The organism is Stenotrophomonas indicatrix, assembly GCF_050573115.1.
GTDB classification, from domain to species: domain Bacteria; phylum Pseudomonadota; class Gammaproteobacteria; order Xanthomonadales; family Xanthomonadaceae; genus Stenotrophomonas; species Stenotrophomonas lactitubi_A.
In genome coordinates this window covers 79962-102038 of sequence record NZ_JBNYZT010000008.1, presented here as the reverse complement: position 1 = coordinate 102038, position 22077 = coordinate 79962, and the positions used below count along the sequence as shown (strand labels likewise).

The following is a 22077-nucleotide window of genomic DNA, read 5'->3' as shown; positions in this document are numbered from 1 at the left end:
CCGGCCGCTGGCCGGCAGCACAATTTGTTTGCCGATCAGGCGGCGTCGGGCAGGCGGAAGAACGCACGCGTGGCGGCCGTGGCGTTCGCTGCCGTGGTCTGCACATCCTCGCCACGATCCCGCGCCAACTCTTCCACGACGTGCGACAGGAACATCGGTTCGTTGCGGCGGTCCTTCGGCATCGGCTTCAGGGTGCGCGGCAGCAGGTACGGTGCGTCGGTCTCGATCATCAACCGGTTCGCCGGGATGTTCTTCACCAGCTCACGCAGGTGTCCACCGCGTCGCTCGTCGCACAGCCAGCCGGTGATGCCGATGTACCAGTCCTGGTCCAGGTAATCGAACAATTCCTGCCGCTCGCCGGTGAAGCAGTGCACCACGGCCGGACCGATGCGGCCTTCGAAGTTCTTCATCTGCGCCATGAAATCGGCATGCGCGTCGCGCTGGTGCAGGAACAACGGCTTGCCATTGTCCGCAGCCAGCTGCAGCTGGCGTTCAAACGCGCGGTGCTGCGCCGGGCGCGGCGAGAAATCGCGGAAATAATCCAGCCCGCACTCACCCACCGCCACCACTTCAGCATGGGCGTGCAGCGCGCGCATTTCCGCATCGCATTCGTCGGTGTACTCCACCGCGTGGTGCGGGTGCACGCCGGCGGTGGCGTACAGGAACCCCGGGTGCTGCTGCGCCAGCTGCAGGGCCAGCGGCGAATGCTCGCGGCTGGCACCAGTGATGATCATCTGCACCACACCGGCCTGGCGTGCGCGGTCCAGCACGGCATCGCGGTCGCGGTCGAAGGAGTCGTGGGTCAGGTTGGCGCCGATATCGATCAGATGCATGGGGGCAGCAGGGGCAGGAAAACCCGCGCATTGTACCCGTGCCCGCCACGGCCCCTTATCCTTTGCAGATGAACGTCCCGCAATTCCCCATCTCCCCGCTGCTGCCGCAGATCCAGCAGCACCTGGCCGCGCACCCGCGGCTGGTGCTGGAAGCCCCGCCCGGCGCCGGCAAGACCACCCAGGTGCCGTTGGCGCTGCTCGATGCGCCGTGGCTGCAGGGCCGCAGGATCATCCTGCTGGAACCGCGCCGGGTGGCCGCGCGCAGTGCCGCGATGTTCATGGCGCGCCAGCTCGGCGAGGAGGTCGGCGGCATCGTCGGCTACCGCATCCGCTTCGAGAACAAAGTATCGGCGCGCACCCGTATCGAGGTGGTCACCGAGGGCATCCTGACCCGGATGCTGCAGGACGACCCGATGCTGGAAACCGTCGGCGCGATCCTGTTCGATGAATTCCACGAGCGCCACCTCAGCGGCGATCTCGGCCTGGCGCTGGCCCTGGACGTGCAGTCGCAGCTGCGCGACGACCTGCGGCTGCTGGTGATGTCGGCGACGCTGGACGGTGAGCGCCTGGCGCGCTTCCTCGATGCGCCGCGACTGAGCAGCGAGGGCCGCGGCTATCCGGTGGCAATCAGCCACTTCCCGGCGCGACGTGACGAGGCACTGGAGCTGCAGGTGCGGCGCGCCGTACAGCAGGCGCTGGGCGAGCATCCAGGTGACGTGCTGGTGTTCCTGCCCGGCCAGCGCGAGATCGCGCGCGTACAGGCCGGCCTGCAGGACAGTCTTGATGGTGCTGCAGTGGAGGTGCTGGCCCTGCACGGTGAACTGCCGGTGGAACAGCAGGCGCGCGTGCTCCAGACCTCCAGCGATGGCCGTCGTCGCGTGGTGCTTGCCACCAACGTGGCCGAGTCCTCGGTGACGCTGCCCGGCGTGCGGGTGGTGATCGACAGCGGTCAGGCGCGCGAGCCACGCTACGACCCCAACGGTGGCTTCACTCGCCTGGACGTGGTCGCCATCGCGCAGGCCTCGGCCGACCAGCGTGCAGGCCGTGCCGGGCGTGTGGCCGAGGGCGTGGCCTGGCGGCTGTGGCCGCAGTCGCAACGGCTGGAACCGCAGCGTCGCGCCGAGATCGACCAGGTTGAACTGGCCGGCCTTGCGCTGGAACTGGCCGCCTGGGGCAGCAGTGACCTGCGCTTCCTCGACCCGCCACCGAGCGGGCCGATGGCCGCCGCACGCGAACTGCTGCAGCGCCTGGGTGCGTTGTCCAGCAGCGGCGCGATCACTGCACTCGGCCGTCGCGTGCTGGCGCTGGGCACCCATCCGCGGATGGCGGCGATGCTGCTGGCCGCACCCAATGCCCGCGCACAGGCCCTGGCCGCCGATCTTGCGGCATTGCTGGAAGCCCGCGACCCGTTGCGCCAGGGCGGTGATGCATTGGCCGCGCGCTGGCGTGCACTGGCGGCCTTCCGTAATGGCCGTGCGCCCGCCGATGCCAATCGCAGCGGCCTGGCCGCCATCGATGCCGCTGCCAAACAGTGGCGCCGCCGCCTGCGCTGTGAGGCCGCGCCACCGGCCAGCATCGAGGCGCACGAACTGGGCGACCTGCTGGCCCATGCCTTCCCCGACCGCATTGCCTTCCAGCATCCGAACGATCCGCTGCGTTACCTGCTAGCCAACGGCCGCAGTGCCAGGCTGCATGAACTGAGCGACCTGCGGGGCGAGCCGTGGCTGGTGGCCAGCGAACTGCGCTTCGAGGCGCGCGACGCGCTGCTGCTGCGCGCCGCACCGGTGGATGAAAGCTATCTGCGCAGGAACTGGCCCGACCGCTTCGTGACCGAAGACGCGGTGCGCTGGGATGACACACGCCGCGCCCTGGTCGCGCTGCGCGAAACGCGCTTCGACCGCATCGTGATGGACAGTCGTTCGGCCGGCCGGGTTGATCCGCAGCTGGCCGCGCACGCGCTCACCGATGCCGTTGCCGAGCTCGGCCTGCAGGCATTGCCATGGACCGAGGGCCTGCGCCAGTGGCAGGCGCGGGTGGAATCGCTGCGGCGCTGGATGCCGGAGCTGGGCCTGCCCGACTGCAGTGACGTCGCATTGCTGGCCAACCGTGCGCAATGGCTGCAGCCGGCATTCGCTGGCAGGACACGTCTGGATGCGCTGGACGAGGCCAGTTTCGGCGAAGCGCTGAAGTCGCCACTGGAGTGGTCGCAGCGGCAGCTGGTCGAGCGCCACGCGCCCACCCGGATCACCGTGCCGTCAGGGCTGGAGCGGCCGATCACCTACGCGCTGGACGGCGAAAGCGGCGAGCCGCTGCCGCCCGTGCTGGCGGTGAAGCTGCAGGAATTGTTTGGGCTGGCCGATACGCCGCGCATCGCCGATGGCCGGGTGCCGCTGACCCTGCACCTGCTGTCACCGGGCGGCCGACCGTTGCAGGTCACCCAGGATCTGCGCAATTTCTGGGAGAACACCTACGCCGAGGTGAAGAAGGAGATGAAGGGCCGTTACCCGCGCCACCCGTGGCCGGATGATCCGTGGACGGCCACGGCGACCCACCGGGCCAAGCCTCGCGGGACCTGAGTGGCGGGGTCGGATCCCTTTGCATGGCAAAGGGCTCTGACACCAAGGATGCGCGCCGGGGTCAGAGCCCTTTCCCAACGGAAAGGGATCCGACCCCAGCCCGCCCGTTCCTGAATGGCTGCGGTAGAGTCACACCACGCGCCCGCCTGACTGACATACCGTTTACGGGCAACAGGCGACACTGGACTTCGACCCGAGGCAAGGACACCCCCGCATGAGCAAACTGACCGTAATCACCGACCGCGCCCTGGAGCGCGCCCTCGACCTGGCCCACACCGCGGGCGATGGCCTGAAGAGCGCTGGCGGCAGCCTGCGCCACCTCGGCCCGCAGGCCAGCGACTGGATCAAGACCGGCGCCGCGCTTGGCGCAGTGAAGACCGGCGGCAAGGTCGCCACCAAGTTCGCCCGCCGCAACCCGGCGGTGACCATCGCGGCGGCTGCCGTGGGCGTGGGCCTGCTGGGTTATGCGCTGTACCGCAAGCAGCAGAAGAAGAAGGCCGCCAATGGCCAGGTCGTGAATGGCCAGGCCCAGCGCATCAATGCGCGCGATCGCCGCAACGACACCGTGGTCGACGAACACAGCGATATCGGCAGCGACGCCTGATTGGCCGGGATCGGATCCCTTCCGCAGGAAGGGCTCTGATCCCATGACGCTGCACGAGGGTCGGACGCCGCGAGGCCTCCGGCCCTTTTTCGTTTCAGCCGATCTGCCGCCACTGCCCCGGCTGCAGGTCATCCAGCCGGTACGGCCCCATTGCAGCGCGTACCAGGCGCAGCGTCGGCAGGTTCACGGCAGCGGTCATCCGCCGCACCTGGCGGTTGCGTCCTTCGCGGATCGTGATCGCCAGCCAGCTGTCGGGCACCGTCTTGCGGAAACGCACCGGCGGATCGCGGGGCCACAGCTCAGGCGCAGGATCGAGGCGCTCGATCTTCGCCGGCAGCGTCGGCCCATCATTGAGCACCACGCCATTGCGCAGCTGCTGCAGCTGCTCGTCGCTGGGCGTGCCTTCCACCTGTACCCAGTAGAGCTTGTCCGCCTTGTGCTTCGGGTCGGTCAGCTTGTGCGCCAGCGTGCCGTTGTCGGTCAGCAGCAGCAGTCCTTCGCTGTCATGGTCAAGGCGGCCGGCTGCGTAGACACGCGGCGGCAATCCAAAACCCGCGAGGGTCGGCCGCGGCGGCACGCTGCGATCGGTGAACTGGCAGAGCACGTTGAACGGCTTGTTGAAGGCAATCAGCATCGCGGGGACGACAGGCAGTGGTGACGCATTGTCCCATTTCGGCCTGTCAGCCGAATACCTGCCACTTCAGCATGAAGGACACCAGCACCAGGGCGATGCCACAGGCACTGACGATGTTCGCCCGGCGCCGTCCAGTGCCCTGCGCAGGAAGGGCCTGCCTGCCGGCACGCTGCTCCAGCACGATGCCCAGCGCCAGCAGACCGAAACCTGCGGCACCCACCAGGTCATGGGCATTGCCACCGTAGAAGATGTAGTCGATCAGGCGGATCGCCACCAGCACCGCGACAATGACCAGCAACAGCTTTTTCAAGATTCCGCTCCATGGACGTGCGACCGGTGGCGTCGGGCACTTCCCGACGCCACCGCTGCGATGCGTTACGGCTTCACGAAACGCAGGGTCATGCGGTCGCTTTCACCGATGGCCTGGTACTTGGCGTCGTCCGCCTTGTCGTGCTGGTTGGTCGGCGGCAAGGTCCAGACGCCATTCGGATGGTCCTTGGTATCGCGCGGGTTGGCATTGACCTCGGTACGCGCGTCCAGCTTGAAACCGGCGGACTCGGCCATCGCGATCACCTGCTGCTGGCCGACATAGCCGGTGTCGTCAGCGTCGGCCACGTCGGCCTTGGCGCGGTGCTCGACCACACCAAGCACGCCGCCCGGCTTGAGCACGTTGAAGAAGCCCTGGAACATGCCCTGCGCCTGGCCGGCCTTGCGCCAGTTGTGCACGTTGCGGAAGGTCAGCACCACATCCGCCGAGTTGGCCGCGCCGAACACCGGCTTGGCCGGGTCGTAGGCGACCACGGCGGTCTTGTCGAACTGTGCCGGTGCGGCGGCGTACTTCTTTTCCAGACTGTCGCGGCTGCGCTGCTGGTAGTCGCGGCCGCGGCCTTCCGCCACGGCCTGCGGATCGACCACCGCGGCGATGTAATGACCCTTTTCGCGCAGCAGCGGCGCCAGGATTTCCGAGTACCAGCCATTGCCGGGCGTGATCTCGATGACGGTCTTTCCCGGCGCCACGCCAAAGAAGCCCAGCGTCTGCGCAGGATGACGGAAACCGTCGCGCTTGACGTTGGCCGGGTCGCGGGTGGAGGCCTTCACCGCCGCATCAATCGCCGGCGACACCTGGATCTTTGCCGGTGCGACCGTGGCCGGTGCAGCGAATGCGGGAACAGCGACCAGCAGCGCCGAGGCAAGCAGCACACGGCAACCACGCAGGGATGAGGCAGCAATCATCGGGCGACTCCAGCGGAAGATGCGGCGAGACTAGCAGCCGCCGCGCCGCAGGTGTTCACAAAACGTTAGCCGCGTGCGCGTCGCGGAACACAGTTTTGTGGTCAGCGCCGCAGCGCGGTCACACATCGCGCTCTATCCTGAAGGACTTCCCCCAAGGAGTCCGTGCCCATGACGGCAATCCGCGAACTGGGCCGTTCCGGCCTGCATGTAGCTCCGCTCGCCTTCGGTGGCAACGTGTTCGGCTGGAGCGCCGATGAGAAGGCCAGCTTTGCGCTGCTGGATGCCTTCGTCGATGCCGGCTTCAACCTGGTCGACACCGCCGACGTGTACTCGGCGTGGGTACTTGGCAATCAGGGTGGCGAGTCGGAGACGCTGCTCGGCAAGTGGTTCGCGCGCAGCGGCAAGCGCGACAAGGTGGTGCTGGCGACCAAGGTGGCCAAGTGGGCCGAGCGGCCCGGCCTGACCCCGGACAACATCAATGCGGCGGTGGAAGATTCGCTGCGTCGCCTGCAGACCGAGGTGATCGATCTGTACCAGGCCCACGAGGACGATGAGTCGACGCCGCTGGAAGCCACCCTGGCGGCGTTCGGTCGCCTGATCGAAGCGGGCAAGGTGCGCGCGATCGGTGCGTCCAACTACAGCGCCACGCGCCTGGCCGAAGCGCTGAAGGTGTCCACCGACTACAAGCTGCCGCGTTACGAAACCCTGCAGCCGGAGTACAACCTGTACGACCGCGCCGGCTACGAGAAGGAGCTGGAGCCGCTGGTGCAGCGCGAGCAGATCGGCGTGATCAATTACTACGCACTGGCAAGTGGCTTCCTCAGCGGCAAGTACCGCACGCCGGACGATGCCAGCAAGAGCAGCGCGCGTGGCGCTACCGTGGTCAAGCGCTATCTGAACCCGCGCGGCCTGCGCATCCTGCAGGCGCTGGATGACGTGGCCAGCAAGCACAACGCCACTGCTGCGCAGATCGCGCTGGCCTGGCAGATCGCACGGCCGTCGATCACCGCACCGATTGTCAGCGCCACCAGCGTGGAGCAGCTGCACGACCTGCTGGCGGCGGCGAACGTTGCGTTGAGCGTGCAGGACGTGGCGCAGATGGATGCGGCCAGCGTGGAAGGTTGAGGAAGGGCGGTGCCGACCAACGTCGGCACCGTTCAGTAGATCCACGCCACGCGTGGATGCAGTAGCTCAACGCGGCAGACTATCTTCGCCGACCAGCGCATGGTGCACGCCGATACCCGCGCGCACGCCTTCGGCCATGGCCAGGGTGATGTTGCCGACCGTGGTCGCATCACCGGCCGCATGGACGTTCGGCACCGAGGTCTGTTTCATCATGTCCACCTCGATCAGCACGCCCAGCGGACTCTCCACCAACGCGCAGCCCAGTTGCTGTACCAGCGGCGTGGCCATCGCCTGACCGGCAGGCACGAACAGCGCGCGCTGGGCGATACGGCGGCCATCGGCCAGCTCGACCTCCAGCCAAGTGGGCTGATCGCCCTGCACGCCGATGACCGGCGTGGTTTCGATCTGCACACCACGCTGCTGCATGGCGGCCAGTTCCTCGTCGCTGATCGGCAGGCCCTGGCTGAAGAAGGTGACGTTGCCCCAATCGGCGAACAGCGGCGCCTTGCCAGCCGACATCGGATGGCCGCCGAGCAGGCCGATCGAACCGCCACCTACTTCGTAACCGTGACAGTACGGGCAGTGCAGCACCGTGCTGCCCCAGCGTTCGGCCATGCCGGGCAGGTCGGGCAGCTGGTCGGCGATGCCGGTGGCCAGCAGCAGCTTGCGCGCGGTCAGCACCTGGCCGTCGGCGGTATGCACCTCCACACCCTCGGCGCCGGCCGTGGCCCGCACCGCTTCGGCATTCAGCCAGCGCACGGTCGGATAGTCCAGCAGTTGCTGGCGTGCGTTCCTAAGCAACTCAGCACCACTGATGCCGTCCATACCCAGCACGCCGTGCGAATGGCTGGCGAAGCGGTTGCGCGGCGAACCCGCGTCGATGATCGTGACCGGCCGACGCGCACGCGCCAGGATCAGACCGGCGGCGATACCGGCGTAGCTGCCGCCGACGATGAGGACATCAGGATTCATGGTGACCTTCCAGGGAACGGTGATGGGCAAGATGGCGGGCGAAGTCGGCGCCGAGCTGGTCGAGGGTGGTTGCCTGCAGCCGCTGCTCGAGCAGGCGCTGTGCTTCGCGGGCACTCTCCAGCAGGGCCTGGTTGACCAGCTGCTGGATCGGGCAGCCGCCCATGCCTTCGCGGGTACCGACCTGGACCATCGGCGGCGCGCCGATGGCCTGGTAGACGTCGTACAGGGTGATCGTCGCCGCGTCGCGGGCGAGCTGGCTGCCACCGCCGTGGCCGCGCGTGCTGCGGACCAGGCCGGCCTTGTGCATCTGCGCCAGCAGGCGGCGGATCACCACCGGATGGGTCGGCAGGCAGGTGGCCAGCTGTTCGGAGGTTCGCGGCCCGGGCTGGCCGACCAGATGGGCCATCACGTGCAGGGCGTCGGAAAGCGGATTCGCGGATTTCATGTAACTACGATAGTTACATTTAAACCAGCTGTCGAGGGTCTGCTTTCGTTCCATATGGACACATTTGTCCTATGAAACACATTCTTCACATCACTAAACAGAACGGGAATGTGACACGCATCGCACTTCAGAGACCTAAAGGATGGTCGATACCGCATCGCACCCCTTCCGAGATCTCGTCCCATGAAAGCCTCTTCCCATGCGCCGCGGCTGCAGTCGAAGCTGCTCGGCGCCGTTTCTGTTGGTCTGGCCGTTGTCCTGGTATGCGCCTTGGCGGGCCTGGCGTCTGCCTGGTTGAAGCTGTCCACCGAAGTCCCCCCGGAGGTCACCCACAGCCGCGACGCCGAGCGCCTGCAGCGTGAGTTCCGCGGGCAGGTGCAGGAATGGAAGAATGTGCTGCTGCGTGGTCACGATGACGCGTTGCGCCAGCACCACCTGCAGGCCTTCGACAGCGAAGGCCGCCTCGTTGCCGAACTGGCCAAAGGCCTGGCCGCCAGCCCCGATGCGCGCACGCGTGAACTGGCTCAAGCGTTTTCCGGCCTGCATGCTCAATTGCAGCTGGATTACCACGCGGCACTGCAGGCCTTCGCTGACGCCGACTACGATCCTGCGGCCGGCGATTCACTGGTACGTGGCAAAGACCGACCGGTGGCGACCGCGCTGGATGCGCTGGGTACGCAGGCCTCCCAGGTGGCCGAAGCCGCGGTGACCGCGCGTTCGCAGCAGGCACGGCAGACGCTGCTGCTGTGCGCTGCGCTGACCATTGGCGCGGCCGTGCTGCTGTTGATCGGCCTGGGCTGGTGGCTGCGGCGCGCCGTGGTGCAGCCGGTGCTGGCCGTGGAAGCGGCCGCGCGTGCGGTCGCTGCTGGCGATCTCGACTACCGCGTGCAGGTGCGCAGCCGCGACGAGATCGGTCGCCTGGCACAGGCGATGCAGGCCGTGCAGAGCACCGTGCGCGGCGTGCTCGACGCGCAGACCGCGATGGCGAAGGCACACGATGCCGGCACGATCAGCCACCGCATGGACAGCAGCGCCTTCCCCGGCGCCTACGGCACGATGGTGGCCGATACCAACACCCTGGTCGATGCGCACATCCAGGTGAAGATGCGCGCGATCGCGATCATGGGCCGCTATGCGGTGGGCGACCTCAGCCTGGACATGGAGCGTCTGCCGGGCGAAAAGGCGGTGATCACCCAGGCACTGGATGCGGTCAAATCCAACCTCGGCGCGATCAACAGCGAGATTCGTCACCTGGCCGAAGCCGCTGCCGCAGGTGACTTCAGCCAGCGCGGCGACAGCGCGCGCTTCGAGCATGATTTCCGCGCGATGGTCGATGGTCTGAACCGGTTGATGCAGACCACCGAACACAACCTCGGCGAGGTCTCGACCATGCTGCGCGCCATTGCCGATGGTCGCCTGGGTGCACGCATGCACGGCGATTTCCAGGGCGTGTTCGCGCGCATTGCCGGCGATGCCAACACCACGGCGGCACAGCTGGCCACGATCGTCACCGACATCAAGCACGCCTCGGGCAACATCCACACTGCCGCCGCCGAGATTGCCGCCGGCAACAACGACCTGTCGCGCCGCACTGAACAGCAGGCGGCGAACCTGGAAGAAACCGCTGCGTCGATGGAAGAACTGACCTCCACGGTGCGTCAGAACGCCGAGCATGCGCGGCAGGCGAACCAGCTGGCGATCGGTGCACACAGCGTGGCCTCACAGGGCGGTGAAGTGGTGGGTCAGGTCGTGGCGACGATGGACGCGATTGAAGGCTCCTCGCGGCAGATCGCCGACATCATCAGTGTGATCGACGGCATCGCATTCCAGACCAATATCCTGGCGCTGAACGCGGCGGTGGAAGCGGCACGTGCCGGCGAGCAGGGCCGCGGCTTTGCGGTGGTCGCCAGTGAAGTGCGTACGCTGGCACAGCGGTCGGCGGCAGCGGCCAAGGAAATCAAATCGCTGATCGAGGCGTCGGTGGAACAGGTTGGCCACGGTGCGCAGCGTGTGCGCCAGGCCGGCGACACCATGGCCGAGATCGTCGCTTCGGTGCAGCGCGTGACCGACATCATGGCCGAGATCTCCGCTGCCTCGCAGGAGCAGTCGGCCGGCATCGAGCAGGTCAGCCAGACCATCATCCAGATGGACGGCACCACCCAGCAGAATGCTGCGCTGGTGGAAGAAGCGAGCGCGGCGGCACGCAGCCTGGAACAGCAGGCGAACCGGTTGATCGACTCGGTGGATGTGTTCGATCTGTCGAACACGGCGGCGAGCAAGGGTGCGCTGGCGCGCGCGGCGTGATTGTGTCGTGTGCCGGCCAGCGGCCGGCACTACCGGTAGTGCCGGCCGCTGGCCGGCAACCCACACAATGCATCAGCGCAGGTAATCCGATGCGGCCATCGCTTCACCCAGGTAATCCAGGAACGAGCTGATCCGCGCCGATACGGCCGTGTTGCGGTAGTACACCGCGTGGATCGGCTGGTACACATCCAGCGTCTGTGCGGCCAGCACCGGCACCAGCGTGCCGGCCGCACGATCGCGTTCGGTCACGAAGTCGGACAGGCAGGTGATGCCCACGCCTTCCACCGCCAGCGTGCGCAGCGTCTCGCCGCTGGATACCGCGATATCCGGGCGCACCAGCAACTGCCCGTCGGCATCGCCCGGCAGCGGCCAGCGGTTCAGCGATTCCGGTTCGTTGAAGCTGAGCAGCGTGTGCTGGCCCAGCGCCGCCACGCTGGCCGGTTCCCCGTGCGCAGCCAGATAGCCCGGGCTGGCCAGCACCTGCAGCCTGCAGCGCCCCAGAGCCCGCGCATGCAGCGTGGAATCAGCCAACGGGCCGATGCGGATCGCCAGGTCGGTACGCCGTTCCAGCAGGTCGATGTAGCGCTCGGAACTGTTCAACTCCAGCTGCACTTCCGGATAGCGCGCGCGGTAGCCGGCCACCAACGGCGCGATCACGTGCAGCACGAACGGCATCGCCGCATCCACCCGCAGCCGGCCAGCCGGGCGCTCGCGGCGCGCAGCCATCTGCTCCTCGGCCGATTCCACTGCATCGATGATCGCCCGCGCATGACGCAGGTAGGCCTCGCCCTCGGCGGTCAGGTGCAGGCGGCGCGTGGTACGGGTCAGCAGGGTCGTGCCCAGCTTGTCCTCCAGCCGACCCAGCGCGCGGCTCACGCCTGAAGGCGTCTGTCCCAGCTGCTCGGCAGCCGCGCTGATCGAACCGCTGTCGATCACCGCCAGGAAGGCCTGCATTTCGTCGAGGGTGGTTTTCATGACGCCATTATTGACCACCAGGCAAGAGTGATTGGCGTGAAGACCGGTTTTTCGGCAAAGGTCGGCCGCGCACACTGCGCCCCTTCCTTCCCTCTGGACACTGTCATGATCCGTGGCATTCCGCTCGCCCTGCTGGCGCTGACCCTCGGCGCCTTCGCCATCGGCACCACCGAGTTCGTCATCGTCGGCCTGATCCCGACCATCGCCGCCGACCTGCAGGTCAGCCTGCCGTCGGCCGGCCTGCTGGTGTCCCTGTATGCGCTCGGCGTGGCCGTCGGCGCACCCGTGCTCACCGCACTCACCGGCCGCGTGCCGCGCAAGACCCTGCTGGTCGCGCTGATGGTGCTTTTCACCCTCGGCAACGTCATCGCGTGGATGGCACCGGGCTACACCTCGCTGATCGTCGCCCGCATCCTCACCGGCCTGGCCCACGGCGTGTTCTTCTCCATCGGCTCGATCATCGCCACCGCGGTGGTGCCGAAGGAGAAGGCCGCCAGTGCCATCGCCATCATGTTCACCGGCCTGACGGTGGCGCTTGTGACCGGCGTGCCGCTGGGCACCTTCATCGGCCAGCACCTGGGTTGGCGCGCCACGTTCCTGGCCGTGGCCGGGCTGGGCGTGATCGCGCTGCTGGGCGCTCTGCTGTTCGTACCGCGCGGCCTGGCGCAGAGCGCGCCGGCCACCTTCCGCCAGCAGCTGGGCGTGCTTGCGCAGCCGCGCCTGCTGATGGTCTACGCCATCACCGCACTCGGCTACGGCGGCACCTTCCTGTCCTTCACCTACCTGACGCCGATCCTGCAGGACGTCACCGGCTTCTCGGCCAACGCGGTCAGCCTGGTGCTGCTGGTGTATGGCGTGTCGGTGGCGATCGGCAACCTGTGGGGCGGCCGCATGGCCGACCGCATGGGGCCGGTGCCCGCACTGAAGCGCATCTTCGCGCTGCTGGCCGTGGTGCTGCTGGTCATGACCTTCACCGCCCACAACACCTGGCTGATGCTGCTGACCGTACTGGCATTGGGCGCAGTAGCGTTCGGCAACGTGCCCGGCCTGCAGGTGTATGTGGTCAAGCAGGCACAGCGCTACGCACCGCAGGCCACCGATGTGGCCTCGGGCCTGAACATCGCCGCCTTCAACATCGGCATCGCGCTGGGTGCATCGCTGGGCGGCCTGGTCGTCGAACACATCGGCCTGATGCACACGCCGTGGCTGGGTGCACTGGTGGTGGTCGGCGCGTATGGCCTCACCGTACTGAGTGGCCGTCTGGACCGTCGCGACGGTATCGATGATCGCGCCGACGGCATCACGGTGGCGGCACATTGATGAGCGCAATGCACCGTTGCCGGCATGCACACGGCCCCTGCCCTACCCTTTGTGATCACCTCCTTCCCCCGCTTTGGAGTTCCCCATGACCGTTCCCGCTTTCGGCCTTGGCACCTTCCGCCTGAAAGACCAGACCGTGATCGACTCGGTGCGCAACGCACTGGACGTCGGCTACCGCGCCATCGATACCGCGCAGATCTACGGCAACGAAGCCGAGGTCGGCCAGGCCATCGCCGAGTCCGGCGTGCCGCGTGACGAGATCTACCTGACCACCAAGGTGTGGATCACCGAGTTCCAGCGCGACGCGCTGCTGGCGAGCCTGCGCACCAGCCTGGAAAAGCTGCGCACCGATCATGTCGACCTGGCGTTGATCCACTGGCCGTCGCCGAACGACAAGGTCGACACGCCGATGGAGGAGTATCTGACCGCGCTGGCTGAAGCCAAGGCACAAGGGCTGACCCGCGAGATTGGCATCTCCAACTTCACCATCGCCCAGACCCGCAAGGCGATTGAGATCCTCGGTGCCGATGCGATCGCCACCAACCAGATCGAGATCCACCCGTACCTGCAGAACCGCCTGCTGGTGAAGTTCCTGCAGGACAACGGCATCCGCGTCACCGCGTACATGAGCCTGGCCTATGGCGAGGTGATCAAGGACCCGGTGATCCAGGCCATCGCCGGCCGCCATCAGGCCAGCCCGGCGCAGATCGCACTGGCATGGGCGCTGCAGCAGGATTACGCGGTCATCCCTTCGTCGACCAAGCGCGAGAACCTGGCCAGCAACCTGGAAGCGGCAGCGATCCGCCTGACCGAGGACGACATGGCGCAGATCGCCAAGCTGGACCGCGGCCATCGCCTGGCCAACCCAGAAGGCATTGCGCCGGCCTGGGATTGATCCCAGCGTCGGGCACGGGCAGGTTTTGGTAGATGCCGACCTTGGTCGGCGCTTTCCTCTGGTCGATCGATGAAACACCGTGCCGACCAAGGTCGGCACCTACCAGAAGCGTAGGTTCAACCCTCGCCCTGCAACAACCACCCGCGCATCGCTGCACTCACCTCTTCCGGCTTTTCCATCGGCGCCAGATGCCCGCAATCGGGCACCACCACCAGCTGCGAATGCGGCACCAGCGCATGCATTTCCTCGCTCACCGCCAACGGCGTGATGCGGTCGTTCGCACCACAGACGATCAGCAGCGGATCGCGGTAGCCGGCCAGTACGTCGTGGCCATCAAGGCGCTCCAGCGCGCTCTGGCGCAGGAACACTTCCGCACCCAATCGCGCCGTCATGTCGCGCACGCGCTGCACCAGCACGTAGTCGTCCAGCCGCGAGGCGTCGATGTAGCTGCGCATCAGCGTATCGCCGAAGCCGTGGAACTTACCGGGCAGGCGCACGCTGGCACGCTGGCTGCGGCGCTGTTCGGCGCGTTCCGGGGAATCGGCATGGATAGAGGTATCGATCAGGGCCAGCTGCATCACGCGCTCCGGCGCGATGCGCAGGATCTGCTGGGCGACGAAGCCTCCCAGTGAGAACCCAGCCAGCGCGAAACGCGCGGGCGCCTGCGCCAGCACGTCCTCGGCCACCGCCTGCAGGGTCTCGCCTCGGGTCTGGTCGCCCACGGTGCAGTCGGCGATATCGGCCAGGTCGGCCAGCTGCGCGCGCCAGAGTTCGGCGTCGTTGAGCAGGCCGGGGAGGAGCAGCAGGGGAATGCGGCAGGTCATGGGGCATTGTCGCGCCAGTACAGTGACAGGGCCATTCCGCAGATGGCCTACTGCGTTGCAGGGCGAGCCCGGCAGCGAACCGGCGCGGTAGGATGCGGCTCTCCACCCTACCCTGCTCCACGGACGCGACCATGGCTGACCCCTACAACAGTGGCACTCCCACCACCTCCGCAGCGCGCTTCGATGATTCGATGGTGACCACCGCCTTCGAGCTGCCCGGCTACCGCATCGAGCGCAACCTGGGCGTGGTGCGCGGCATCACCGTGCGCTCGCGCTCGATCGTGGGCAACTTCCTCGGCGGCATCCAGACGATCTTCGGTGGCAACATCACCATCTACACCGAGCTGTGCGAGCAGGCACGCGAGGAAACCTACCGCGACATGGTCAAGCACGCGCGGCAGCTGGGCGCCAACGCGGTCATCGGCATGCGCTATGACGCCACCGATGTGATGACCGGCCTGACCGAAGTGCTGTGCTATGGCACGGCGGTGGTGGTCGAGCCGCTGCGGTAACCTGCGAAACCCTGCCATGATGGATGTGAGGATCTACCGTCCCTGCGAGGCCAGTGATGTCCAGAGTGCCGACGATTGTGCTGTTCCTTTGCTTGGCTTGCCCTCCCTCCTCAGGTGATGCCTCCGCCAGGGATGGTCTGGCCACGCTGCCTGCGGCGGTAAGAGCCAACATACTGGCTGCGCAGAAGCAGCCCGAATGCGTACGTGTCGTGGAGGCCTACGTCCGGCGTACCAGGGCTTGGAATACGACAACGTATCTCGTAGCCACATCGCCCCCCGTATCCGGCGGCCGCGGTTTTGCCGTGCTGCATCAGGAAGATCTTGCAGATCCGCTGTCCATGCAGGAACGCAGATCGTTCCATCTGGAGCTGGATCAGTCGTGCAGCAAGGTTATCGAGGAGTTCTGGTTCCAGTAGAAGCGCCAAGGTGAAATGAACGAGGTGCCGATCACACGGGAACGTCGGGCACTTCCACCTGCTGCACCGGCAACGTCACCATCATCACCGTCGGGTCGTCCGGGTCCAGTTTGGTCTTGAAGCCCAGGCTCTGGCACATCGCCAGCATGGTGCTGTTTTCGCGCAGCACCTGGCCTTCCACCACGTCCAGGCCCAGCCACTTGGCGTACTCGATCATGATCGCCATCAGGCGCCAGCCGATGCCATGGCCCTTCAGGTCCGAGCGGATCAGGATGCCGTACTCGCCGCGGTGATAGTCCGCATCGGCATGCAGTCGCACCGCGCCGAGCATTTCGCCGCTGCGCGGTTCAATGGCCACCAATGCAATCGAGCGCGCGTAATCCAGCTGGGTGAGGCGGGCGATGAACTCGTGGCTGAAGTGCTTGACCGACTGGAAGAAGCGCAGGCGTAGATCCTCGTCGCTGACGCGCGCGAAGAACGCGCGGAACAACGCGTCATCTTCCGGCCGCACCGGGCGTACGAACGCGCGACCGCCGTCGGACAGCTCGATGGTGCGCTCCCATTCCTTCGGGTACGGGAACACGGCGAAGCGCGGATGGCCACGCCCTTTGTGCAGGATGCGCGACGGGGCAACCGCCACGCGCGCGTCCAGCGCCAGGATGCCCTTGCTGTCGACCAGCAGCGGGTTGATGTCCAGCGTGCGCACTTCGGGAATATCTGCTGCAAGCTGCGCCAGTTTGACCAGCGCCAGCGCCAGCGCGCGCTCGTCGGCCGCCGGCACGTCACCGTAGGCCTTGAGGATGCGTGAGGCCCGGGTCTGGCCGATCAGCTCGTGGGCCAGGCGCAGGTCCAGCGGCGGCAGCGCCAACGCCTTGTCATTGATCACTTCCACCGCCGTGCCACCACGGCCGACCACGATTACCGGGCCGAACGTGGCGTCGTCGGCGATGCCGACGATGAGCTCGCGTGCCTTCGGGCGGACGATGGTCGGCTGCACCAGCAGGCCGTCGATGCGGGCGTCCGGTCGCAGCTGTCGCGCACGGGCAAGGATCGCCTTCGCAGCGCTCTGCACCGCCGGCAGCGTCGCCAGATTCAGGCGCACGCCATCCACTTCGGATTTGTGCGGAATATCGGGCGACAGGATCTTCAGCGCGACGGTCGCGCCACGCTCCAGCAACGGTTGCGCCAGGTCCATCGCCTCGTGTGCATCGCGTGCGTGCATCACCGGCGCGGAGGGGATGCCATAGGCCTTCAGCAGTTCGTGGGTGGCCAGCGGATCCAGCCAGCCTTGACCGTTGGCCAGCGCGGCCTCGACCAGCGCGCGTGCACGCACGGTATCCACGCTGAAGTCCTGCGGCAGGCTGGGCGGCGTTTCCATCAACGCGTTCTGTGCTTCGCGGTAACGCACCAGATGCTGGAAACCGCGCACGGCCTCGGCTTCGGTGGGATAGGTCGGCACGCGTGCCGCATTGAGGGTGGCGGTGGCCTGGTCGTCGTTGCCCAGCCACACCGCGAACACCGGCTTGTCACGGTGATGGCGCGGGCGCAAGCCCAGCGTGCGGGTCAGTGCCTGCGCGGCGTCGGCCGAGGAGGTGAACGCCGTGGGCACGTTGACCACCAGCACCGCGTCGTTCTCGTTGTCGGCCAGCAGCGCCTCGATGGCCGTGGCATAGCGATCACCATCGGCATCGACCACGATGTCGACCGGGTTGCTGCGCGACCAGCCCTGCGGCAGTACTGCATCGAGCTTCTGTACGGTGCTGTCGGACAGTTGCGCCAACGTGCCATGCAGGGCGATCAGCTGGTCCACTGCCAGGTGGCCGACACCGCCACCGTTGCTGAGGATGGCCAGACGACGCCCGGGGAAGGTCCCCAGGCGGCCCAGCGACTCGGCCGCGGTGAACAGTTCGTCCAGCGCGCTCACCCGCAACAGGCCGGCACGGTTGAATGCCGCGCCGTAGACATCATCGGCGCGTGCCAGTGCCTGCACGTGGGTATCGGCGCTGCCCGGCTGCACCCGTTCGGCGCGCCCGGACTTCACCACCACCACCGGCTTGGCACGCGCAGCGGCGCGTGCGGCCGACATGAACTTGCGGGCGTCCTTGATCTGCTCGACGTAGAGCAGGATGGCGCGCGTGCGGTAGTCGGTGGCGAAATAGTCCAGCAGGTCGCCGAAGTCCACGTCCATGGTGTCGCCCAGCGAAACCACGGCGGAGAACCCCACCGAGCGCGCCACGCCCCACTCCACCAGGGCGGCGGCGATCGCCGAGGATTCGGAGATCAGCGCGAGGTCGCCGGCCTGCGGGAAATGCGCGGCGATGCTGGCATTGAGCCGTGCATGCGGTGCGATCACGCCCAGGCAGTGCGGGCCGAGGATGCGCAGGCCATGCTTGCGCGCCACTGTTTCCACCTGCTCGGACAGCGAGCCCGAACCTTCACCCAGATGCGCGGTGAGGATGATCGCGGCCTGCACGCCACGTTCGGCAGCGGTGCGTACCACCTGCGGCACGATCGCCGCCGGCGCGGTGATCACCACCAGTTCCGGCACCCAGTCCAGGTCCTTCAGCCGCTTTACCGTGCGGATGCCATCGATCTCGGCATGGCGCGGGTTGATCCATGCCACCTTGCCGGGGAAGCCGGTGCCACGCAGGTTGCGCATCACTGCGCGGCCGGCCGAGCGCTCACGCGGGCTGCCGCCGATCACCGCGACCGACTGCGGACGGAACACGGACTGCAGGTGGTAGGTACTCATGTGCCTACGGTACCCAAATTCCGTGGTGATGGGGTCAGATCCCTTTCCACGGGAAAGGGCTCTGACCCCTGCGCGCCGACCAAGGTCGGCACCTGCCAGAGCATGCTGGTTCTGGGGTCAGAGCCCTTCGCCAAGCGAGGGGATCCGACCCCCGCTTACAGCAGCGTGCCGTGCAGGATCATCGCGGCGATGCTGAAATAGATCACCAGGCCGGTCACGTCCACCAGGGTGGCGACGAACGGGGCCGAGGCGCTGGCCGGGTCGAAGCCCAGCCGCTTGAGGATGAAGGGCAGCATCGACCCGGACAGCGAACCGAAGGTGACGATGCCCACCAACGCGGCGCCGATGGTGATCGCCAGCAGGATCCAGTGCTCGCCGTAGTCATGGAAGCCACCGAGCTGCCAGATCACGATGCGCACGATGGCCAGGCAGCCGAGGATGGCGCCGAGCACCATGCCGGTGGGCACTTCGCGCAGGGCCACTTTCCACCAGTCACGCAGGCGCAGCTCGCGCAGGGCCAGGCTGCGGATCAGCAGCGAGGTGGCCTGCGAACCGGAGTTGCCGCCCGAGCTCATGATCAACGGAATGAACAGGGTCAGCACCACTGCGCGCGCCAGTTCATCCTCGTAGTGCTGCATCGCGCTGGCGGTCAGCATCTCGCCCACGAACAGCACGCTCAACCAGCCGGCGCGCTTGCGCAGCATCTCGAAGAAGCCGATCTGCATGTACGGCTTGTCCAGCGCTTCCATGCCGCCGAACTTGTGCGCGTCTTCGGTGGACTCTTCGATCAGTGCATCGAGGATGTCATCGACGGTGACGATGCCGAGCATGTGCTGCTGCGCATCCACCACCGGGATCGCCAGCAGATCGTGGCGGCGGATCAGTCGTGCCACGTCTTCCTGGTCCATCTGCGCATCCACCATCACCGGCGGATTGACCTGGGCCACGTCCAGGATCGATTCCTCCGGCAGGCCGGTGATCAGCCGGCGCATGGTCACCACCTGCTGCAGCCGCTGGTTGGCCGGGTCGAGGACGTAGATCGCATACACGGTCTCGCGCGTGCGCTCGACCTGACGGATGTGCTGCAGGGTCTGGGCCACGGTCCAGGTGGCGGGCACGGCGACGAACTCGGTGGTCATCAGCGCGCCGGCGGTGTTCGGCGGGTAGCTCAGCAGCTTCTGGATGGTCTGCCGGGCTTCGTTGCCCAGCAGCGGAATCAGCCGCGCGCGTTCTTCTTCATCCAGCTCGTGGACGATGTCGGTGGCACGGTCGTCGGCCATCAACCCCAGCAGTGCGGCGGCGCGTGCCGGTGGCAGCGCGGCAACCAGTTCGCCACTGCGGTGCAGCTCCGGCGCCTCCAGCATCTTCACTGCACGCGGCAACGACAGCGCAGCCAGCGTCTCGGCGGCGCGCTCCAGTTCGAGCGTGTTGAGGAATTCCACCGCGTCGGCGGTGTTGTAGTTCGCCAGCGGTGCCGACAATGCTGCGGCATCGGCCACCGGACGCAGCAATTGCTTCTGGTTCATGGTGATTCGCCTTCATGGGGTGCGACATCGCGCAACGCCAACGCAGGCAAACCGTCCCGATGTCAGGCGGTGGCCATCGCTGGCGTCGACCGAGGTCGACTTCTACTGTCGCTGGACATGGGTTGGGGACTCCGGAGGGGTGTACTGACGGACATGCCGGCAGCGGCGGGCAGTCTGGACCTGCGGTCGGTGCAGGTCAACCCGCGACCGGTGACCGGGCCATGGGCCCACTGCCGTTCTCGTGCGTACACAGCCGCGCGCGCATAATGCCCAAGTGGCATCCGCCGCGCTTCCCCCCGCCGAACGGACGCACAGCCGGCCTCCCGATGACCAGGTATTCCCATGCATAGCGGTGGTCTGGAACTGGCATTGGTCCTGCTGCTGGCCGCGGTGATCGCGGTGCCGGTGTTCAAGAAGTTCGGCTTCGGCGCGGTGCTGGGCTACCTGGCGGCCGGCGTGGTGCTGGGGCCGGATGGCCTCGGCTTCGTACAGGACGCCGACCGCATCCTCGGCGCGGCCGAGATCGGCGTGGTTATGCTGCTGTTCGTGATCGGGCTGGAGCTGTCCCCTGCCCGCCTGAAAGTAATGCGGCGCTCGGTGTTCGGTGCCGGTGCGGCGCAGGTGGCGCTGTCCGGGCTGGTGCTGGGCGGCCTGCTGCTGCTCGATCACTTCCAGTGGAAGAGCGCGCTGGTGGTGGGCGTGGCGCTGGCGCTGTCGTCGACCGCAGTCGGCCTGCAGCTGCTGTCCGAGCACAAGGCGATCAACAGCGACCACGGCCGGCTGGGGTTTGCCATCCTGCTGTTCCAGGACCTGATCGCCATTCCGCTGCTGGCCGCGATTCCGCTGCTGGGTGGGGTCAAGAACGAGACGCTGCGCTGGGAAGATGCGGCCGTCGCGCTGGGTGCGCTGGCAGTGGTGATCCTGTTCGGGCGGCCGGTGCTGCGCCGCCTGTTCGGCATCATCGCGCGCACCCGCAGCCCGGAAGTGTTCACCGCCACCGCGCTGCTGGTGGTGCTGGGCACCGCCTGGTTCATGCAGGAAGCCGGCCTGAGCCCCAGCCTGGGGGCGTTCCTGGCCGGCGTGCTGTTGTCCGATTCGGAATTCCGGCACGAGCTGGAATCGCAGATCGAACCGTTCAAGGGCCTGCTGCTGGGCCTGTTCTTCATCGCCGTGGGCATGGGCATCGACCTGGACCGCATCGCCGCCGAACCGTGGATGATCGCCGCGGGTGTGGCGATCCTGCTGGTGGTGAAGTTCAGCCTGCTGTACGCCATCGGCCGCATTGCCAAGCTCAGTTCCCGGCAGTCGCTGCTGCTGGGCAGCGTGTTGTGGCTGGGCGGCGAATTCGCCTTCGTGGTGTTCAACGAAGCACAGCGTGCGCACCTGCTGGGCAATGCCAACCATGACCGGCTGGTGGCGATCGTCGGCCTGTCGATGGCGATCACCCCGTTGCTGATGATCGCCCTGCTGCGCCTGCTCGGCGAGGAGAAGGCCGCGCCACGGCAGGCGGCGGAGGCCGACAAGGTGGCGCCGGACAATCGCCCGAAGGTGCTGATTGCGGGCATGGGCCGCTTCGGCCAGGTGATCGCGCGCCTGCTGACCGCGCAGAAGGTGCCGTTCGTGGCGCTGGAAGCGAACCCGGACACGGTGGCCGACCTGCGCCGCTTCGGCAACCAGCTGTACTACGGCGACCCGACCCGGCCGGAGATGCTGCGCGCCGCCGGTGGCGAGCACATCGACGTGTTCGTGATCACCGTGGACGACCCGGAAACCAACCTGCGCGCGGTGCGCATGGTGCGCCGCCTGTATCCGGACGCGACGGTGCTGGCACGCGCGCGCAACCGCCAGCATGCGTGGCGGTTGATGGACATGTCGGCCGAACCGTTCCGCGAGGTGTTCGGTACCAGCCTGGAAATGAGCGGGCGCGTGCTGACCGCGCTGGGCGTGGCCCCGAACGTGGCCGAGCGCCATGTGCAGCAGTTCCGCGAACACGACGAGAAGCTGCTGCGCGACCAGTACCTGGTCTACGACGACGAGGCGGCGGTGATCCAGACCTCGCGCGATGCCCGCAACGACCTGATGCACCTGTTCGAAGCGGACGCGGAAAGCGACGACAAGTAGATCCACGCCA

General features: G+C 67.1%; 18 protein-coding genes. 8 read left to right on the top strand and 10 right to left on the bottom strand.

Annotated elements, in window-relative coordinates:
* Nucleotides 1–35 precede the first annotated feature (35 nt).
* Nucleotides 36–833 carry a TatD family hydrolase gene (locus tag ACQ5SA_RS17760; protein WP_499315318.1) on the bottom strand — a complete coding sequence of 266 codons (798 nt, stop codon included), beginning with the start codon at nucleotides 831–833 and terminating at the stop codon, nucleotides 36–38.
* 68 nt (nucleotides 834–901) lie between these two features.
* Between ACQ5SA_RS17760 and hrpB the strand changes: the two genes are divergently transcribed.
* The gene (gene hrpB / locus ACQ5SA_RS17755) at nucleotides 902–3409 is read left to right on the top strand and encodes an ATP-dependent helicase HrpB (protein ID WP_499315316.1); all 2508 of its coding nucleotides are present in this window, start codon (nucleotides 902–904) and stop codon (nucleotides 3407–3409) included.
* 214 nt (nucleotides 3410–3623) lie between these two features.
* Entirely contained in the window at nucleotides 3624–4013 is a 390-nt protein-coding gene (locus ACQ5SA_RS17750; protein WP_353099589.1) for a hypothetical protein, read from the top strand.
* Nucleotides 4014–4107: 94 nt separating this feature from the next.
* Here the strand turns inward: ACQ5SA_RS17750 and ACQ5SA_RS17745 are convergent, their stop codons facing one another.
* The 3 genes from ACQ5SA_RS17745 to ACQ5SA_RS17735 all read right to left on the bottom strand — a co-directional run bounded on the left by ACQ5SA_RS17745 (nucleotide 4108) and on the right by ACQ5SA_RS17735 (nucleotide 5880).
* A complete protein-coding gene (locus ACQ5SA_RS17745) occupies nucleotides 4108–4647 on the bottom strand; it encodes a pseudouridine synthase (RefSeq protein ID WP_499315314.1) in 540 nt (179 codons plus the stop codon).
* 46 nt (nucleotides 4648–4693) lie between these two features.
* Complete coding sequence (locus ACQ5SA_RS17740; protein ID WP_499315313.1) at nucleotides 4694–4957, bottom strand: hypothetical protein; 264 nt, start codon at nucleotides 4955–4957, stop codon at nucleotides 4694–4696.
* A gap of 65 nt (nucleotides 4958–5022) precedes the next feature.
* Nucleotides 5023–5880, bottom strand: a complete 858-nt coding sequence (locus ACQ5SA_RS17735) for a class I SAM-dependent methyltransferase (RefSeq protein WP_499315310.1) — start codon at nucleotides 5878–5880, stop codon at nucleotides 5023–5025.
* A 168-nt stretch (nucleotides 5881–6048) separates the two neighbouring features.
* On the opposite strand from ACQ5SA_RS17735, the gene ACQ5SA_RS17730 reads away from it, so the two are divergent.
* Complete coding sequence (locus ACQ5SA_RS17730) at nucleotides 6049–7005, top strand: aldo/keto reductase (protein ID WP_499315308.1); 957 nt, start codon at nucleotides 6049–6051, stop codon at nucleotides 7003–7005.
* A gap of 66 nt (nucleotides 7006–7071) precedes the next feature.
* Here ACQ5SA_RS17730 and ACQ5SA_RS17725 read toward each other — a convergent pair whose 3' ends face one another.
* The gene (locus tag ACQ5SA_RS17725) at nucleotides 7072–7977 is read right to left on the bottom strand and encodes an NAD(P)/FAD-dependent oxidoreductase (RefSeq protein ID WP_353099593.1); all 906 of its coding nucleotides are present in this window, start codon (nucleotides 7975–7977) and stop codon (nucleotides 7072–7074) included.
* Nucleotides 7967–8422 carry an Rrf2 family transcriptional regulator gene (locus ACQ5SA_RS17720; RefSeq protein WP_353099594.1) on the bottom strand — a complete coding sequence of 152 codons (456 nt, stop codon included), beginning with the start codon at nucleotides 8420–8422 and terminating at the stop codon, nucleotides 7967–7969. Before ACQ5SA_RS17720 ends, ACQ5SA_RS17725 begins: the two co-directional genes overlap by 11 nt.
* Before the next feature lie 183 nt (nucleotides 8423–8605).
* Here ACQ5SA_RS17720 and ACQ5SA_RS17715 point away from each other — a divergent pair, with 183 nt between their 5' ends.
* Nucleotides 8606–10726, top strand: coding sequence for a methyl-accepting chemotaxis protein (locus tag ACQ5SA_RS17715; protein ID WP_353099595.1), 2121 nt, complete (start codon nucleotides 8606–8608; stop codon nucleotides 10724–10726).
* Nucleotides 10727–10798: 72 nt separating this feature from the next.
* Here ACQ5SA_RS17715 and ACQ5SA_RS17710 read toward each other — a convergent pair whose 3' ends face one another.
* Nucleotides 10799–11701: a LysR family transcriptional regulator gene (locus tag ACQ5SA_RS17710; RefSeq protein WP_230112231.1), complete on the bottom strand. Its 903-nt coding sequence runs from the start codon at nucleotides 11699–11701 to the stop codon at nucleotides 10799–10801.
* A gap of 105 nt (nucleotides 11702–11806) precedes the next feature.
* Here ACQ5SA_RS17710 and ACQ5SA_RS17705 point away from each other — a divergent pair, with 105 nt between their 5' ends.
* Together ACQ5SA_RS17705 and dkgB are read left to right on the top strand one after the other, a co-directional pair.
* Nucleotides 11807–13021, top strand: coding sequence for an MFS transporter (locus ACQ5SA_RS17705; RefSeq protein WP_108267738.1), 1215 nt, complete (start codon nucleotides 11807–11809; stop codon nucleotides 13019–13021).
* Between the two features lie 85 nt (nucleotides 13022–13106).
* The gene (dkgB, locus tag ACQ5SA_RS17700) at nucleotides 13107–13916 is read left to right on the top strand and encodes a 2,5-didehydrogluconate reductase DkgB (protein WP_499315305.1); all 810 of its coding nucleotides are present in this window, start codon (nucleotides 13107–13109) and stop codon (nucleotides 13914–13916) included.
* Between the two features lie 116 nt (nucleotides 13917–14032).
* On the opposite strand, the gene ACQ5SA_RS17695 is transcribed toward dkgB, so the two are convergent.
* Nucleotides 14033–14740 carry an alpha/beta fold hydrolase gene (locus ACQ5SA_RS17695; protein ID WP_499315304.1) on the bottom strand — a complete coding sequence of 236 codons (708 nt, stop codon included), beginning with the start codon at nucleotides 14738–14740 and terminating at the stop codon, nucleotides 14033–14035.
* Between the two features lie 131 nt (nucleotides 14741–14871).
* Between ACQ5SA_RS17695 and ACQ5SA_RS17690 the strand changes: the two genes are divergently transcribed.
* On the top strand, nucleotides 14872–15252 hold the full coding sequence (locus tag ACQ5SA_RS17690; RefSeq protein ID WP_100553975.1) for a YbjQ family protein: 381 nt from the start codon (nucleotides 14872–14874) through the stop codon (nucleotides 15250–15252).
* 447 nt (nucleotides 15253–15699) lie between these two features.
* Here the strand turns inward: ACQ5SA_RS17690 and ACQ5SA_RS17685 are convergent, their stop codons facing one another.
* A complete protein-coding gene (locus ACQ5SA_RS17685) occupies nucleotides 15700–18420 on the bottom strand; it encodes a bifunctional acetate--CoA ligase family protein/GNAT family N-acetyltransferase (RefSeq protein WP_346602543.1) in 2721 nt (906 codons plus the stop codon).
* Nucleotides 18421–18575: 155 nt separating this feature from the next.
* Entirely contained in the window at nucleotides 18576–19946 is a 1371-nt protein-coding gene (gene mgtE / locus ACQ5SA_RS17680; RefSeq protein ID WP_176022321.1) for a magnesium transporter, read from the bottom strand.
* A 342-nt stretch (nucleotides 19947–20288) separates the two neighbouring features.
* On the opposite strand from mgtE, the gene ACQ5SA_RS17675 reads away from it, so the two are divergent.
* A complete protein-coding gene (locus ACQ5SA_RS17675; RefSeq protein ID WP_230112249.1) occupies nucleotides 20289–22067 on the top strand; it encodes a monovalent cation:proton antiporter-2 (CPA2) family protein in 1779 nt (592 codons plus the stop codon).
* Nucleotides 22068–22077 lie beyond the last annotated feature (10 nt).

Bases quoted from the DNA above. Each gene is read 5' to 3' on its own strand.
- ACQ5SA_RS17750 (WP_353099589.1), top strand. From the start codon at position 3,624: ATGAGCAAACTGACCGTAATCACCGACCGCGCCCTGGAGCGCGCCCTC.
- ACQ5SA_RS17695 (WP_499315304.1), bottom strand. From the start codon at position 14,740: ATGACCTGCCGCATTCCCCTGCTGCTCCTCCCCGGCCTGCTCAACGAC.
- ACQ5SA_RS17710 (WP_230112231.1), bottom strand. From the start codon at position 11,701: ATGAAAACCACCCTCGACGAAATGCAGGCCTTCCTGGCGGTGATCGAC.
- ACQ5SA_RS17720 (WP_353099594.1), bottom strand. From the start codon at position 8,422: ATGAAATCCGCGAATCCGCTTTCCGACGCCCTGCACGTGATGGCCCAT.
- ACQ5SA_RS17715 (WP_353099595.1), top strand. From the start codon at position 8,606: ATGAAAGCCTCTTCCCATGCGCCGCGGCTGCAGTCGAAGCTGCTCGGC.
- mgtE (WP_176022321.1), bottom strand. From the start codon at position 19,946: ATGAACCAGAAGCAATTGCTGCGTCCGGTGGCCGATGCCGCAGCATTG.
- ACQ5SA_RS17725 (WP_353099593.1), bottom strand. From the start codon at position 7,977: ATGAATCCTGATGTCCTCATCGTCGGCGGCAGCTACGCCGGTATCGCC.
- ACQ5SA_RS17690 (WP_100553975.1), top strand. From the start codon at position 14,872: ATGGCTGACCCCTACAACAGTGGCACTCCCACCACCTCCGCAGCGCGC.
- ACQ5SA_RS17760 (WP_499315318.1), bottom strand. From the start codon at position 833: ATGCATCTGATCGATATCGGCGCCAACCTGACCCACGACTCCTTCGAC.
- dkgB (WP_499315305.1), top strand. From the start codon at position 13,107: ATGACCGTTCCCGCTTTCGGCCTTGGCACCTTCCGCCTGAAAGACCAG.
- ACQ5SA_RS17685 (WP_346602543.1), bottom strand. From the start codon at position 18,420: ATGAGTACCTACCACCTGCAGTCCGTGTTCCGTCCGCAGTCGGTCGCG.
- hrpB (WP_499315316.1), top strand. From the start codon at position 902: ATGAACGTCCCGCAATTCCCCATCTCCCCGCTGCTGCCGCAGATCCAG.
- ACQ5SA_RS17705 (WP_108267738.1), top strand. From the start codon at position 11,807: ATGATCCGTGGCATTCCGCTCGCCCTGCTGGCGCTGACCCTCGGCGCC.
- ACQ5SA_RS17675 (WP_230112249.1), top strand. From the start codon at position 20,289: ATGCATAGCGGTGGTCTGGAACTGGCATTGGTCCTGCTGCTGGCCGCG.
- ACQ5SA_RS17735 (WP_499315310.1), bottom strand. From the start codon at position 5,880: ATGATTGCTGCCTCATCCCTGCGTGGTTGCCGTGTGCTGCTTGCCTCG.
- ACQ5SA_RS17730 (WP_499315308.1), top strand. From the start codon at position 6,049: ATGACGGCAATCCGCGAACTGGGCCGTTCCGGCCTGCATGTAGCTCCG.
- ACQ5SA_RS17745 (WP_499315314.1), bottom strand. From the start codon at position 4,647: ATGCTGATTGCCTTCAACAAGCCGTTCAACGTGCTCTGCCAGTTCACC.